Here is a 12,281-nt window from a genome sequence, read left to right on the forward strand (position 1 = left end):
AATATTAGAAAAATCTCACATATTCATTCGCAAAGGCCGGCTCCATGCCAGACACCCCCACTGCCAGACAAGTCCGCAGCCGCGTCCAGCGCCGCCTGCGTTACCTCTACTTGTCCGCAGTCCTGTGGCGCCGCCACATCCCGATCTGGACCGCCGCCATTCTGATTGGCCTGATGGCCAGCGTCTTCGCCAACGGCAGCCATCTGTCGCACGCCATCTTCACCCGCATCTACGACAACTCGCCGTACTGGAGCCTGCTGATCACTCCGGCCGGCCTCGCCTTGGCCATCTGGCTGATGCGCCATTACTTTCCCGGCTCCGCCGGCGGCGGCATCCCGCAGTCCATCGCCGCGCTGGAAGGCGGCATGCAGGCGCTGCGCGAGCGCATCCTGACCATACGCGCCGCCATCGGCAAAATGCTGCTGACCCTGATCGGCATCAGCTCCGGCGCCACCTTCGGCTATGAAGGCCCCATCGTGCAGGTGGGCGCGGCCATCAAATACTCGCTGAACCGCCACGCGGCGCTGCGCCACGAGGGCGCGGCGCGCAGCTTCATCCTGGCCGGCGGCGCCGCCGGCGTGGCCGCCGCCTTCAACGCGCCGCTGGCCGGCATCGTGTTCGCCATCGAGGAAATGGGCCGCACCTTCGATTTGCGCGCCAGTTCCACCATCCTGCTGTCCGTGATCGTCTCCGGCCTGACCGCCACCGCCATCCTCGGCAATTACAGCTATTTCGGCATGGTGTCGGTGAATATGGAACTGGAGCAGTCCTGGCTGGCCATCCCGGTCTGCGGCATCATCGGCGGCCTGCTCGGTGGCGTCTGCTGCCGCATCATGCTGGCGCTGACCCAGCGCCTGCCCGGCCCGCTGCACGGGTGGCGGCTGCAAAAACCGGTGCTGTTCGCCGCCGGCTGCGGTCTGGCGCTGGCGGTGATCGGCATCGCCAGCGACGGCGTCACCTTCGGCACCGGCTATTTCCGCGCCCGCGAAATCATCGAGGGCAGCGGCGCCGGCATGCAGGGCTACGGCCTGCTCAAACTGCTCAGCATGTTCATCAGCTTCATCAGCGCGGTGCCCGGCGGCATGTTCGCGCCGTCGCTGGCGGTGGGCGCCGGCTTCGGCCTGAACATGGCCAATCTGCTGCCCTTCCTGCCGCAGACCCTGATCGTGCTCTTGGGCATGGTGGGCTTCTTCGCCGGCATGACCCGCGCGCCGATGACCGGCTTCATCATCGTGATGGAGATGACCGACTCCTCGGCGATGATCATCCCCTTGATGGCCACCGCGCTGCTGGCGTCCAATGTGTCGCGGCTGATTACCCGCCGCGCGCTCTACGACGGCCAGGTGCACATCTTTCTGCGGCAATGGCACGCCGCGCAGGCGGCGCCCGCTGCGAAGCAAATTGACCCGCGGGCGGCCGAAAAGTAAAATAACCCATTGAAACGCTCGGGTATTTCGCCGCAGGCGGCCCCGCAGCCACATTGACGATCCAAGCAAGGACCACTGAATGAGCGCGCAACAAACCATCCAGCAAACCGTGACCGACAACCCGGTAGTGCTGTTCATGAAGGGCTCGGCCCAATTCCCGCAATGCGGCTTCTCCTCCCGCGCGGTGCAAATCCTCAAGGCCTGTGGCCTTGAACAGTTCGCAACCGTGGACGTGCTGCAAGACGCCGACATCCGCCAGGGCATCAAGGACTTCTCCAACTGGCCGACCATTCCGCAGCTCTACGTCAAAGGCGAGTTCGTCGGCGGCTCCGACATCATGTATGAAATGTTCCAAAACGGTGAATTGCAAGAGCTGCTGAAAGACCTGTAAGCTCCTCTCCCAGGTCCCGGCCATGGCCGGGACCTTTGTTTTTGAAGCGGAATTTAGCGTTTCGAAAACACCCGCCATGTCATACAATCAGGGTGACATCCGCTTGCCCGACCCAAATCGCCCCATGCCGACACATCAGGAAACCAAAGCCGCCCTCAGCCCCGCCAGCGCCATGCCCATCGAAGAGATCTGGCGCGCCTTGGTCAACGATCAGCTCATTCCCTGGTTTCAGCCGATAGTCGAAATCTCCAGCCGCAAGGTGATCGCCGCCGAGGCGCTGGCGCGCTGGCAGCACCCGGCGCTTGGCGTGCTGTCTCCGGTCAGCTTCGTGCCGGCAATGGAAGAGCGCGGCATGATTCGCGAACTCACTGAACTGATCCTGGAAAAATCGCTGTACGCCTGCAGCGACTGGCAGGAGCGCGGCCACGACATTCCGGTCACCATCAACCTGACCTCGATGTCGCTGGACGATGAAAGCCTGTGCGAGCAATTGCTGCAGAAAGTGCGCATCCTGGGCCTGGAGCCTGCCAAGCTGACGCTGGAATTCTCCGAATCCACGCTGCGCCAGCACTGGCAGAAGGCCGACGCGCAGCTGTCCCAGTTGCGCGCCGCCGGCTTCGGCATCGGCATAGACGAGTTCGGCATCGGCGTCACCCTGACCGACAAGCTGTTGATCAGCCATTTCAGCCTGCTGAAAGTGGACCGCGCCTTCGTGCAGGGCGTCAGCTCCAATCAGCATCTGCAAGCCATCCTGCGCGAAGACATCGGCCTGGCCAAGGCCTCCGGCCTCACCACGGTAGCCATCGGCGTGGAGGACAGCGCCGACTTGGCCACGCTGGCCGAGCTGGGCTGCGACGCGGTGCAAGGCTATATCTGCAGCCCGCCGCGGGCCGCCGCCGAATTCTTGCAGTGGATTTCGGAATGGGAAAAGGGGTAAAATACCGCCCCATACCAAATACCCCGCACCGGCAGCCCGGGATCATCGAAGGCTGCCGGCTTCATAATTAATACCAAGAGCTGCTTTTGGCGCGCCCGCGCCGAAAGCAGCTCTTTGCCAAGGTATGGGAACGTCTCATGAACATCACCGTCGTCCAGCATCCGCTGGTGCAACACAAGCTCGGCCTGCTGCGCGAAGCCGACACCAGCACCATGAAATTCCGTCAGCTGACCCAAGAGCTGGCGCGCCTGCTCGCCTATGAAGCCACCCGCGACTTCGAACTGGAAAGCGTCACCATAGACGGCTGGTGCGGCAAGATCGACGTCCAGCAGATCAAGGGCAAGAAGGTCACCGTGGTGCCCATCCTGCGCGCCGGCATCGGCATGCTGGACGGCGTGCTGGACCTGGTGCCCTCGGCCAAGATCAGCGTGGTCGGCCTGGCCCGCAACGAAGAAACGCTGGAACCGGTGTCCTATTTCGAGAAGTTCGTCGGCAACCTGGACGAGCGCATCGCCATCATCATCGACCCGATGCTGGCCACCGGCGGCTCCCTGGTCGCCACCATAGACCTGCTCAAGCGCAACGGCTGCAGACAGATCAAGGCCGTGGTGATGGTGGCCGCGCCCGAAGGCGTGAAGATCGTCAACGACGCCCACCCGGACGTGCAGATCTACGCCGCCTCGCTCGACAGCCACCTGAACGAGCACGGCTACATCATCCCCGGCCTGGGCGACGCCGGCGACAAGATCTTCGGCACCAAGCAAGCCTGATCATGAGCCCGTCCAGCGCCGCTGCTCCCACTCCGGAAGCGGCGCTTTTTTGCGCGCCCAGCCCGGCCCCAAGCATGAAAATACGTCCCGCTGCCGCAAGCGACCTCGCGGCGATCTGCCGCCTGGCCGACGAGATCAACCTGCAGCACCATCGCGCGCTGCCGCACATCTTCGCCGCCAACGGCGCCGCCGACCGCGACCGCGCGTTCTGGGCCGGCCTGCTGGACGCGCCCGGCGGCGCGCTGCTGCTGGCGGAATCCGGCGGAGAGGTCAGCGCTTTCATCGCCCTGTCCCTGCTGGAACTCACCCTGCCCTTCCTGCGGCCGCGCCGCATCTGCCGCGTCACCACCCTGGTGGTGACGGCGGCTGAGCGCGGGCAAGGCCAAGGCAGCGCGCTGCTGGCGGCGGCCGAAGACTGGGCGCGGCGGCATTCGGCCGACGAGATCCGCCTGGAGGTGAAGGACTTCAATCAGGCCGCGCTGAATTTCTACCTGCGTCGCGGCCTGGAACCGCAGTCGCGCATTCTGGGCAAGCGGCTGGACCAGGCCCCCGCCCCCCATTCAGACCAAGACGAGCCAAAAGGTTAAAACCATGTTCCAACAACTCAAGCTGGCCGTGTCCGGCGCCCAGATCCTGTTCGTCGCCTTCGGCGCGCTGGTGCTGGTGCCGCTGCTGACCGGCCTCAATCCGGCGATGGCGCTGCTGGGTGCCGGCGTCGGCACCCTGCTGTTCCAGCTGTACACCGGGCGCCAGGTGCCGATCTTCCTCGGCTCCTCCTTCGCCTTCATCGGCCCCATCATTTATTCCATGCACACCTGGGGCCAGGGCGCGACGCAGTTCGGCCTGTTCTGCGCCGGCTTCATGTACTTCCTGTTTTCCGCCGTGGTCCGCTGGCGCGGCATGGCCTTCGTCAACCGGCTGCTGCCCCCGGTGGTGATCGGCCCGGTGATCATGATCATCGGCCTGTCGGTGGCCTCCGCGGCCTCCGGCATGGCGATGGGCGTCGCCGGCGGCAAGCAGGTGACGCCTTACGCGGTGTCCATGCTGCTGGCGGCGATCTCGCTGGCCACCACCGTCATCGTGTCCATCTACGCGCGCGGCCTGTTCAAGCTGGTGCCCATTCTGGCCGGCGTCATCGTCGGCTACATCGCCGCCGCCCTGCTCGGCGTGGTGGATTTCGCCAAGCTGGCCGCCGCGCCGTGGTTCGCGATGCCCGCCTTCCACAGCCCGGAAGTCAATTGGGCCGCCGCGCTGTTCATGCTGCCGGTGGCGATTGCGCCGGCCATCGAGCACATCGGCGGCGTGATGGCGATAGGCGGCGTCACCGGCAAGGACTACACCAAGTCGCCCGGTCTGCACCGCACCCTGTCCGGCGACGGCCTGGGCGTCTGCGTGGCCGGCCTGATCGGCGGCCCGCCGGTCACCACCTACGCCGAAGTCACCGGCGCGGTGATGATCACCCGCAACTTCAACCCGGTCACCATGACCTGGGCCGCGCTGTTCGCCATCGCCATGGCCTTCTTCGGCAAGTTCAACGCGCTGCTGCAGTCCATCCCGCTGCCGGTGATGGGCGGCATCATGGTGCTCTTGTTCGGCACCATCGCCTCCATCGGCCTGAAGACCCTGATCGAGGCCAAGGTGGACCTGATGGAACCGCGCAATCTGGTGATCATCTCGGTGGTGCTGACCTCCGGCATCGGCGGCCTCAGTCTGAAGCTGGGGGATTTCGAGCTGGCCGGCGTCGGCCTGTGCTCGCTGCTGGCCATCGTGCTGAACCTCTTGCTGCCCAAGCGCGCCGCCAGCCATGACGGCATCGTCGAGGGCCAGGACGTGTAAGAAGCTGTTTACGATCTGCTGCGTGTCGAGAGACGTGGCACGGTGAGTACGCCTTCGAAATGCTCATATACCACGTGTACATTCCGCTTTCTCAGCCGTTTTCGCCTTGTCTCGCCTTAGCTCGCGGGATCGTAAACACGCTCTAAGCACCCCCACGCAATTGAGCCTATCCGGCCGGCCTCCTCGCGGACGCCGGCTTTTTCACGGCCGCAGCTCGCCCGCCTCCACCGCCTGCTCCAGCCGCTGGATGAACCACTGCAAAGCCTTGCCCGGCTGCGCCTGCTTCCAGGCGAAACACATCTGGTGGTCCGGGCTGTCCTCGGCCACCTCCTTGGCCACCAAGTCCCCGCTGGCCAGATAAGACCCCACCATGGAGCGCGGCAGATAACCGCTGCCCAGGCCGGCCAGGATCACGTCCAGCTTGGCGCGGCTGCTGTGCACGGTCAGCACGTCCTGGCCGTCCAGCAAACCGCCGGTGCGCGGCTGCAAGCGCCGCGAGGTGTCGCCTATCGCCACCGCGCGGTGCTGGCGCAACACATGCGGCGGCAGCGGCTTGTCCTCCGCCGCCAGCGGGTGGCCGGCGGCCACCACCAAGACGAAATCGTAACTGCCTATGGTGCGAGTGAAATAATCCCCGGGCGGCGGCATATTGGGCGCGCCTATCACCAGATCGGCTCGGTCGTCGTACAGCGCGTCCCAGGTGCCGCCGAAAATCTCGCTGCGGAAAATCAGCCGCGTAGCCGAGGCCAGTTGATCGAATTCCGCGATCAAGGGAATCACCTGGGCGAAATCCACCAGGTCTCCGATCACGATGCGCAACTGGTGTTCCCAGCCCTGAGCCTGCTTGCTGACCCGCAGCTCCAGCTGACGCGCCGCGTCCAACAGATGCCGGCCGTCCTTGAGCAGGCGCTCGCCGGCCGGCGTCAGCCGGGCGCGGTGGCCACTGCGGTCGTAGATCTGCACGCCCAGACTCTGCTCCAGTTTCTGCACGGTATAGGTGACCGCGGACGGCACCCGGAACAGGGCGTCCGCGGCGGCGGCGAAGCTGCCGTGATTATCGATGGCGTCCAGCACCAGCAAAGCGTCGAGAGATAGTTTCATATTCAAATTTACTGATGGTTCAGTGCAAATCATTCCGCTATCTGCGGCGAAAAAACATCCTTAATATTCAGTCACTAAGTCGCACAGCCCGCCAGAGCAGGCTAAGCGACTCCTTAGCGGAGCGCCGGATCGATTCTAGCATTTTGAACATCCTCGCCGCCGCCAAGCCACTCAATCACACAAGGATTTTGACCATGTTGAAGCAAACTCTTATCGCCGCCCTGTCTCTGATCGTTCTGTCCGGCGCCGCCGCCGCCGGCGGCGAGGGCGCCGGCAACGCTCGTGAAATGCGCGAACGCATGCAAGCCCAGATCGACGCCAAGCAGGCCCAAACCCCGGCCCAGGCTCCGCAAGCCAAATAAGCGCCCATCCCACACTTTACAAGGAATTCACCATGTTGAAACACAGCCTTATCGCAGCCCTGTCCCTGATCGTTCTGTCCGGCGCCGCCACGGCCGGCGGCGAAGGCGCCGGCAACGCCCGTGAAATGCGCGAACGCATGAACGCCCAGATCGCCCCGACAGCGCCTCAAACCAGCCAGGCCGGCCGATAATCCGGCTTTGTAAACGCCGTCAAAACTCATTAGCACACGCTCACAATCGTTTACCGCACTGCGGCAAAGCCCGCCATAGAATGTCGACTCAAGCCCTGCCGCCGGACGCAGCAAGTCCGGCCCCGGCAAGATCGCAATGAAAGGAAATCATCATGAAAAAGACCGTACTCACCGCGCTGTCCCTGATCATTCTGTCCGGCGCCGCCATGGCCGGCGGCGAAGGCGCCAGCAACGCCCGTGAAATGCGCGAGCGCATGGAGGCCCAGATCGCCGCCAAGCAAACCGCCGCCCAGCCAAGCGCGGCAGCCGGCGCTCAGACCAGCCAATCCGCCAGCTAAGATGGCGAACCGCCCCCTCCCGCCCGCGCTCCGCGGCGGGAGGCCAGGCCCCGCGAAACGCGATTCACACTCGTTTGCAAATTGATCACCGCCATGGCCGGACAAAGTCCCTGCCTTCACTAGAATTCAATGGCGATGCAGGCCGCCCAAACAGCGACAGGCTTCGCCAGGCCCGCAGCCGACCTCCGTCGACGCCCTGCGCCGAGCCGGTCGACCGGTCGATTTGCCATGAAAGGAAACATCATGCTGAAGAAAACCGTACTGACCACCCTGTCCCTGATCCTGCTGTCCGGCGCCGCGATGGCCGGCGAAGGATTGTCCAATATGTGGGAAATGCGCGCGCGCATGGACGCTCAGCTGCAAACGCAGCAGCCGGCGCCGCAAGCACAGGACGCCGCAGCCAAATAAGCGCGCAGCCGCGCCAGCGCCCGCCCACGCGGGCGCTTCGTCATTCCGGCCGGCGCAAACGCGCCATGATCAAGGTGTCTTCATAACGGCCGGCGCGCAGTTGTTCCATCCGCCGCCTCCCTTCCAGTTCGAAACCGAATTTGCGATACAGGGCGATCGCCGGCTCGTTGTCGTGCACCACCGCCAGCTCCACCCGCAACAATCCCAACCAGTTGTCGGCCAGCTCCAGCAGCGCCCGCAACAAGGCGGAGCCCACGCCGCGGCCGTGCCAATCCGGATGCACGACGATGAACAGGCTGGCCGCGTGCCGGATGCGCGGACGCTCGTCGCCTATCAGGCCGGCATTGCCTACCACCCGCCCTTCGGCGTTGCAGGCCACCAGGGAATGCACATGCGGCGGCGTGTGCGCCAGCTTCCGCCGCCAGTCCTCAACCGATTGGTAGGGCAGTTGCAAAGTATTGGCCACCACCTCCTCCAACACCATCATCGCCGCCAAGACGGGCGCGTCTTCCGGCTCCACCTTGCGGATATGCAGTCCATCCACGATTCACCTCCTGTCGATTATTGCGATTCGGCCTTTGAGTCATCATCAACGGAACGGGATGAGGCCGGCAAGCGAAAATGACAAAAGGATTTCGGCGCGGCGCAAGCCCGCGTCAAAACAGGTATCCTGAATGCTGCGACAAACCCCTCACACGCCCCAAGGAGCGCATTATGCTGATGCACAAGGAGTTGGCCAGCCTGCTGGTGGTGGACGTCCAGGAAAAACTCGCGCCGGCGGTCGTCGACGCGGCCGGCATGGCGGCGCGCTGCCGCTGGCTGATCAGCGTGGCCGGCGACCACGGCCTGCCGGTGGTGTTTTCGGAGCAATATCCGCGCGGCCTGGGCCACACCCTGCCCGAGCTGCTCGCCCAGGCGCCGGAACCCAAGGTGGTCGAGAAGACCCATTTTTCCTGCATCGCCGCCCACTGTCTGCCGGACGCCGTGCTGGCCCGGCCGCAAGTCATCGTCTGCGGCATGGAAACGCATGTTTGCGTGCTGCAAACCGTGCTGGAACTGCTGGAGCTGGATAAGCGGGTCTTCGTGGTGGCGGACGCGGTGTCCAGCCGCAAGGCGTCCGACATTGAACTGGGCTTGCAAAGGATGCGCGACGCCGGAGCCGTCATCGTCAGCAAGGAGATGGTGCTGTTCGAATGCTTGCGCCAGGCCGGCAGCGAGCACTTCAAGCGGATGAGCCAGCGCTATCTGGTGGGCGAGCAGCCCTGATGCGCTGAAAATGAAACGGGGTCGCCGGCTTCGCCGATCGACCCCGATCCAAGGCGGCTTTGCCGCTCTCTTATCCCCTTTGGAGACTGGCGCGAGACGCCGGGCCATGCCCTGACGTCACCAGATCGCTTTATAGTTAGCAATTGCCGTGCCAAGTTAACAATCACAGGCCAAGCCTTTGATTCATTAACAAATTCGCAACACAAAATCATCCAAAGCATGGTGTAATGAAGAGCTGTCGGCATACATTGCACCAAATCAAGGCAAGACGGCCGAGCGGCCGCACCAAAAATGTGCAACGCGCGGCAGCCGGCTGAACTTTCTCAGCCGGCCCGCCGCCTAATACCCGGCTACACTGGAACGGTCTTGCATCCGGCCCGGCCCAACGCCGCGGCCCATGCGCAACGCCCCCTCAACGGGCCGCCCCGGCGGCCCGCCACGATAACGACAATAGGAAACACATCATGCAAGCAAGCGCTTTCAAGGACATCCTCAACACCCTGCCCGCCGTCGACGACATTCGCGCCATCGTGCTGCTGAACGCCAGCGGCGAGCCGGTCGGCCGGCTGGACAATCAGCCCGGCACCGCCGGCTCGGTGCGCGTCTACCACGCCCTGATCAAGACCCACGGCCATATCGACCGCAAGGCCGCGCGCGAGGGACTGGCGCTTTACGCCGAACACACGCCGGACGCGCGCGCCAATCCGGGCAAACACCCCAATATCGACCGCCTGCTGTCCATCGCCGAGGCCGACGCGCCCGGCTTGCGCGCGCGCCTGGTGCTGAGCCAGGACGATTGATCCGCGCCCCGGCGCGCGCCCAAACAAAAAGCCCGCTCGAATGAGCGGGCTTTTTGATAAAGCGTTCCTGAAAACAGGAATTAAGCTTCGGCAACCACCACGATCTTGATCGGGGTCACGACGTCGTGATGCAGAGCGATCTCGATGTCGTACTCGCCGATGGCCTTGAACGGGCCGTTCGGCAGGCGAACTTCGGTGCGCTTAACCGCAACGCCGAAGGCGGTCACGGCTTCAGCCACGTCGGCGTTGGTCACGGAACCGAACAGACGGCCGTCAACGCCGGCTTTCTGAGCGATGGTGACAACGGCTTCGTTCAGCTTCTCGGCGCGGACCTTGGCGTCGGCCAGGATCTCGGCTTGCTTGGCTTCCAGTTCGGCGCGACGAGCTTCGAACTGTTTCAGGTTGGCTTCGGTAGCGCGCTTGGCTTTGCCTTGCGGGATCAGGAAGTTACGACCGTAACCATCCTTGACTTTAACCACATCACCCAGTTGACCCAGGTTGGCAACTTTTTCGAGCAGAATGATTTGCATCTTTTAAGTTCCTTTTCCCGGCTTAGTGCTGGTCGGTGTACGGCAGGAAGGCCAGGAAGCGAGCACGCTTGATAGCGGTGGTCAGCTGACGCTGGTAGCGGGCCTTGGTGCCGGTGATGCGAGCCGGAATGATTTTGCCGTTTTCGGCGATGAAGTCTTTCAGGAGATCAACGGATTTGTAGTCGATTTCCTTGATGCCTTCTGCCGTGAAGCGGCAGAACTTCTTGCGCTTGAAGAGTTGACGAGCCATTTTGACTAACCTTTTACAAATTCAACATATTCGATATTGAGCACTAACCGCGGATTCCTGAGGCTGCGCTGGGACAGGAAGCCGGTGAGATTCACCGTGTTTCCCGCCAGTTTCCCGGAAAACTTCCGGGCGTCTTCGCCTATCAGCACGGCCTGTATTTCGCAGGCCACATCCCGATCAAAACCGTGAGCTGTCTGTCTGGACTGATGCTTGAGCCACATTTCCAACACCGGCAAGCCGGCGGGCGTGTATCTCAGCGCATCCTCTCGGTCGACCGTGGCGGTCAGCGCCAGACGGTTCTGCAAGACTTTGCTCCGGCCAATTAGGCGGAAGCTTCAGCCTCGGCTGCCGGCTGCTGGGCGTCCAGCAGGTTCTTGGCCTTTTCGTCCTTCATCATCGGGGACGCTTCGGTAACCGCGCGCTCCAGCTTGATGGTCAGGTGACGCAGAACAGCGTCGTTGAACTTGAAGGCGTGTTCGATTTCGGCCAGGGTCTCGGACTGGCACTCTACGTTCATCAGAACGTAGTGAGCCTTGTGCAGCTTCTGGATCGGGTAAGCCAGTTGACGGCGGCCCCAGTCTTCCAGACGGTGGATCTTGCCCTCAGCGGCCAGAACCATGCCCTTGTAGCGCTCGATCATGGCCGGAACCTGTTCGCTCTGGTCCGGGTGGACGATGAACACGATTTCGTAATGACGCATGTTAACTCCTTGTGGCTATTGAAGCCTTTTGCCATGCAGTTGCAAAAGGCAAGGGGTTGAAACCGCAGCATTCTACGCGCTAAGCCGGCGGCAGGCAAATAAATCAGTGGCTTCCGCGCGGAACGGCGGCAAGGCTGTGGCGAAGACGGGATTCGGAATCCGCCCCAAGTCGCGATTCAAAGCCTCTCAAGCGAGGGCGAGGCAAGGCGAAAACGAGCGAAAAAGCGGAATGTACGAGGGGGGGTACATGAGCATCCTGAGCTCGTACTCGCCGTACAACGCTTCACGACGCGCAGCAGACTTTGAACAGGTTCTCAGAGCTTTTTGTCGCGGGAGATATCCACCACCACCCCATTGCTCAGCGTCACCGTGGTGGTATAGGGCACGGCGTCGTTGGCGAGCCAGGACAGCGAGCGGGTGCTGGTTTCCACCACCGCGTTGGCGTCCTTGGTTTTGACCGTGGGGCCGTTGCTGCTGTAATCGGGCGCGCCGGCCTGGGACACCAGTTCGGCCTCGGACATGCCCTTGTGCAGCTTGATGTAGACCTCGAACGGAATCGGCCCCGCCGCGGCCAGCGCGGAAGCGAGGGACAACAGGACGGCGAGCGGGGTTTTCATGTGCATTCCTTTGCGGCGACGCGGCTCAGCGCACTTTTTTGACCACGTCTATCAGTTCGGTGACCATGCCGGTGGCGTCGCCCTGATGCAGCGCGCGCGCCACGCAGCCTTTCATGTGATTTTCCAGCAATTGCATCGACACCGCGTCCAGCGCCGACTTGACCGCGGCCACCTGGGTCAGGATGTCCACGCAATAACGGTCCGCCTCCACCATGCCGCTGATGCCGCGCACCTGACCCTCGATGCGCGCCAAACGCTTGATCAGCGCGCTCTTGCCCGGCTGCACCACGGTTTTGTCGGAAAGCGGGGCCGCTGCGTCGCAACAGCCGTCCTGCGGTTTTTCTTGCGTCATGTCCA

20 protein-coding genes are annotated in these 12,281 nt (G+C 63.2%); 12 read left to right on the top strand and 8 right to left on the bottom strand.

The annotated features are described in order from the left end of the window. Positions 1 to 44: 44 nt before the first annotated feature. The 6 genes from ACODSD_RS05400 (at position 45) to ACODSD_RS05425 (ending at position 5,361) form a co-directional block, all read left to right on the top strand. Complete coding sequence (locus ACODSD_RS05400) at positions 45 to 1,427, top strand: chloride channel protein (RefSeq protein ID WP_107798223.1); 1,383 nt, start codon at positions 45 to 47, stop codon at positions 1,425 to 1,427. A gap of 79 nt (positions 1,428 to 1,506) precedes the next feature. Continuing rightward, complete coding sequence (grxD, locus tag ACODSD_RS05405; protein ID WP_107798222.1) at positions 1,507 to 1,818, top strand: Grx4 family monothiol glutaredoxin; 312 nt, start codon at positions 1,507 to 1,509, stop codon at positions 1,816 to 1,818. 124 nt (positions 1,819 to 1,942) lie between these two features. Next, positions 1,943 to 2,755: an EAL domain-containing protein gene (locus ACODSD_RS05410; RefSeq protein ID WP_107798221.1), complete on the top strand. Its 813-nt coding sequence runs from the start codon at positions 1,943 to 1,945 to the stop codon at positions 2,753 to 2,755. Between the two features lie 137 nt (positions 2,756 to 2,892). Then, positions 2,893 to 3,525 (top strand): uracil phosphoribosyltransferase, encoded by a 633-nt coding sequence (upp, locus tag ACODSD_RS05415; RefSeq protein WP_227107045.1) that lies wholly within the window; start codon positions 2,893 to 2,895, stop codon positions 3,523 to 3,525. 74 nt (positions 3,526 to 3,599) lie between these two features. Beyond that, positions 3,600 to 4,112 (top strand): GNAT family N-acetyltransferase, encoded by a 513-nt coding sequence (locus tag ACODSD_RS05420; protein ID WP_158274227.1) that lies wholly within the window; start codon positions 3,600 to 3,602, stop codon positions 4,110 to 4,112. A gap of 4 nt (positions 4,113 to 4,116) precedes the next feature. After that, the gene (locus ACODSD_RS05425) at positions 4,117 to 5,361 is read left to right on the top strand and encodes a uracil-xanthine permease family protein (RefSeq protein WP_107798218.1); all 1,245 of its coding nucleotides are present in this window, start codon (positions 4,117 to 4,119) and stop codon (positions 5,359 to 5,361) included. A 201-nt stretch (positions 5,362 to 5,562) separates the two neighbouring features. On the opposite strand, the gene ACODSD_RS05430 is transcribed toward ACODSD_RS05425, so the two are convergent. After that, positions 5,563 to 6,462: a LysR family transcriptional regulator gene (locus tag ACODSD_RS05430; RefSeq protein WP_107798217.1), complete on the bottom strand. Its 900-nt coding sequence runs from the start codon at positions 6,460 to 6,462 to the stop codon at positions 5,563 to 5,565. A 194-nt stretch (positions 6,463 to 6,656) separates the two neighbouring features. On the opposite strand from ACODSD_RS05430, the gene ACODSD_RS05435 reads away from it, so the two are divergent. From ACODSD_RS05435 to ACODSD_RS05450, 4 genes are all read left to right on the top strand, one after another. Then, positions 6,657 to 6,824, top strand: a complete 168-nt coding sequence (locus tag ACODSD_RS05435; protein ID WP_199225799.1) for a hypothetical protein — start codon at positions 6,657 to 6,659, stop codon at positions 6,822 to 6,824. Positions 6,825 to 6,856: 32 nt separating this feature from the next. Then, on the top strand, positions 6,857 to 7,015 hold the full coding sequence (locus ACODSD_RS05440) for a hypothetical protein (RefSeq protein ID WP_488876935.1): 159 nt from the start codon (positions 6,857 to 6,859) through the stop codon (positions 7,013 to 7,015). Positions 7,016 to 7,167: 152 nt separating this feature from the next. Further along, positions 7,168 to 7,353 (top strand): hypothetical protein, encoded by a 186-nt coding sequence (locus ACODSD_RS05445; RefSeq protein ID WP_227107036.1) that lies wholly within the window; start codon positions 7,168 to 7,170, stop codon positions 7,351 to 7,353. Positions 7,354 to 7,596: 243 nt separating this feature from the next. After that, positions 7,597 to 7,761 carry a hypothetical protein gene (locus ACODSD_RS05450; RefSeq protein ID WP_199225797.1) on the top strand — a complete coding sequence of 55 codons (165 nt, stop codon included), beginning with the start codon at positions 7,597 to 7,599 and terminating at the stop codon, positions 7,759 to 7,761. 40 nt (positions 7,762 to 7,801) lie between these two features. Here ACODSD_RS05450 and ACODSD_RS05455 read toward each other — a convergent pair whose 3' ends face one another. Next, the gene (locus tag ACODSD_RS05455) at positions 7,802 to 8,305 is read right to left on the bottom strand and encodes a GNAT family N-acetyltransferase (protein ID WP_488876936.1); all 504 of its coding nucleotides are present in this window, start codon (positions 8,303 to 8,305) and stop codon (positions 7,802 to 7,804) included. Between the two features lie 170 nt (positions 8,306 to 8,475). Between ACODSD_RS05455 and ACODSD_RS05460 the strand changes: the two genes are divergently transcribed. Then, complete coding sequence (locus ACODSD_RS05460; protein WP_488876937.1) at positions 8,476 to 9,027, top strand: hydrolase; 552 nt, start codon at positions 8,476 to 8,478, stop codon at positions 9,025 to 9,027. A 464-nt stretch (positions 9,028 to 9,491) separates the two neighbouring features. Next, on the top strand, positions 9,492 to 9,827 hold the full coding sequence (locus tag ACODSD_RS05465) for a DUF2322 family protein (RefSeq protein ID WP_488876938.1): 336 nt from the start codon (positions 9,492 to 9,494) through the stop codon (positions 9,825 to 9,827). 80 nt (positions 9,828 to 9,907) lie between these two features. On the opposite strand, the gene rplI is transcribed toward ACODSD_RS05465, so the two are convergent. From rplI to ACODSD_RS05495, 6 genes are all read right to left on the bottom strand, one after another. Then, positions 9,908 to 10,357 carry a 50S ribosomal protein L9 gene (rplI, locus tag ACODSD_RS05470; protein ID WP_048410928.1) on the bottom strand — a complete coding sequence of 150 codons (450 nt, stop codon included), beginning with the start codon at positions 10,355 to 10,357 and terminating at the stop codon, positions 9,908 to 9,910. Positions 10,358 to 10,379: 22 nt separating this feature from the next. Continuing rightward, positions 10,380 to 10,607 (bottom strand): 30S ribosomal protein S18, encoded by a 228-nt coding sequence (gene rpsR, locus ACODSD_RS05475; protein WP_011137185.1) that lies wholly within the window; start codon positions 10,605 to 10,607, stop codon positions 10,380 to 10,382. A gap of 5 nt (positions 10,608 to 10,612) precedes the next feature. Further along, complete coding sequence (gene priB, locus ACODSD_RS05480; protein WP_048415985.1) at positions 10,613 to 10,912, bottom strand: primosomal replication protein N; 300 nt, start codon at positions 10,910 to 10,912, stop codon at positions 10,613 to 10,615. Positions 10,913 to 10,929: 17 nt separating this feature from the next. Further along, entirely contained in the window at positions 10,930 to 11,307 is a 378-nt protein-coding gene (gene rpsF, locus ACODSD_RS05485) for a 30S ribosomal protein S6 (RefSeq protein WP_048410930.1), read from the bottom strand. A gap of 314 nt (positions 11,308 to 11,621) precedes the next feature. Further along, positions 11,622 to 11,924: a hypothetical protein gene (locus ACODSD_RS05490; protein WP_048415984.1), complete on the bottom strand. Its 303-nt coding sequence runs from the start codon at positions 11,922 to 11,924 to the stop codon at positions 11,622 to 11,624. 25 nt (positions 11,925 to 11,949) lie between these two features. Continuing rightward, entirely contained in the window at positions 11,950 to 12,276 is a 327-nt protein-coding gene (locus tag ACODSD_RS05495; RefSeq protein WP_043632821.1) for a metal-sensitive transcriptional regulator, read from the bottom strand. Between the last annotated feature and the right edge of the window lie 5 nt (positions 12,277 to 12,281).

Source organism: Chromobacterium sp. FG22 (assembly GCF_057809415.1).

Excerpts from the sequence above, each read along its gene's own strand:
- ACODSD_RS05400 (WP_107798223.1), top strand. The coding sequence starts at position 45 with ATGCCAGACACCCCCACTGCCAGACAAGTCCGCAGCCGCGTCCAGCGC.
- grxD (WP_107798222.1), top strand. The coding sequence starts at position 1,507 with ATGAGCGCGCAACAAACCATCCAGCAAACCGTGACCGACAACCCGGTA.
- ACODSD_RS05410 (WP_107798221.1), top strand. The coding sequence starts at position 1,943 with ATGCCGACACATCAGGAAACCAAAGCCGCCCTCAGCCCCGCCAGCGCC.
- upp (WP_227107045.1), top strand. The coding sequence starts at position 2,893 with ATGAACATCACCGTCGTCCAGCATCCGCTGGTGCAACACAAGCTCGGC.
- ACODSD_RS05420 (WP_158274227.1), top strand. The coding sequence starts at position 3,600 with ATGAAAATACGTCCCGCTGCCGCAAGCGACCTCGCGGCGATCTGCCGC.
- ACODSD_RS05425 (WP_107798218.1), top strand. The coding sequence starts at position 4,117 with ATGTTCCAACAACTCAAGCTGGCCGTGTCCGGCGCCCAGATCCTGTTC.
- ACODSD_RS05430 (WP_107798217.1), bottom strand. The coding sequence starts at position 6,462 with ATGAAACTATCTCTCGACGCTTTGCTGGTGCTGGACGCCATCGATAAT.
- ACODSD_RS05435 (WP_199225799.1), top strand. The coding sequence starts at position 6,657 with ATGTTGAAGCAAACTCTTATCGCCGCCCTGTCTCTGATCGTTCTGTCC.
- ACODSD_RS05440 (WP_488876935.1), top strand. The coding sequence starts at position 6,857 with ATGTTGAAACACAGCCTTATCGCAGCCCTGTCCCTGATCGTTCTGTCC.
- ACODSD_RS05445 (WP_227107036.1), top strand. The coding sequence starts at position 7,168 with ATGAAAAAGACCGTACTCACCGCGCTGTCCCTGATCATTCTGTCCGGC.
- ACODSD_RS05450 (WP_199225797.1), top strand. The coding sequence starts at position 7,597 with ATGCTGAAGAAAACCGTACTGACCACCCTGTCCCTGATCCTGCTGTCC.
- ACODSD_RS05460 (WP_488876937.1), top strand. The coding sequence starts at position 8,476 with ATGCTGATGCACAAGGAGTTGGCCAGCCTGCTGGTGGTGGACGTCCAG.
- ACODSD_RS05465 (WP_488876938.1), top strand. The coding sequence starts at position 9,492 with ATGCAAGCAAGCGCTTTCAAGGACATCCTCAACACCCTGCCCGCCGTC.
- rplI (WP_048410928.1), bottom strand. The coding sequence starts at position 10,357 with ATGCAAATCATTCTGCTCGAAAAAGTTGCCAACCTGGGTCAACTGGGT.
- rpsR (WP_011137185.1), bottom strand. The coding sequence starts at position 10,607 with ATGGCTCGTCAACTCTTCAAGCGCAAGAAGTTCTGCCGCTTCACGGCA.
- rpsF (WP_048410930.1), bottom strand. The coding sequence starts at position 11,307 with ATGCGTCATTACGAAATCGTGTTCATCGTCCACCCGGACCAGAGCGAA.
- ACODSD_RS05490 (WP_048415984.1), bottom strand. The coding sequence starts at position 11,924 with ATGAAAACCCCGCTCGCCGTCCTGTTGTCCCTCGCTTCCGCGCTGGCC.
- ACODSD_RS05495 (WP_043632821.1), bottom strand. The coding sequence starts at position 12,276 with ATGACGCAAGAAAAACCGCAGGACGGCTGTTGCGACGCAGCGGCCCCG.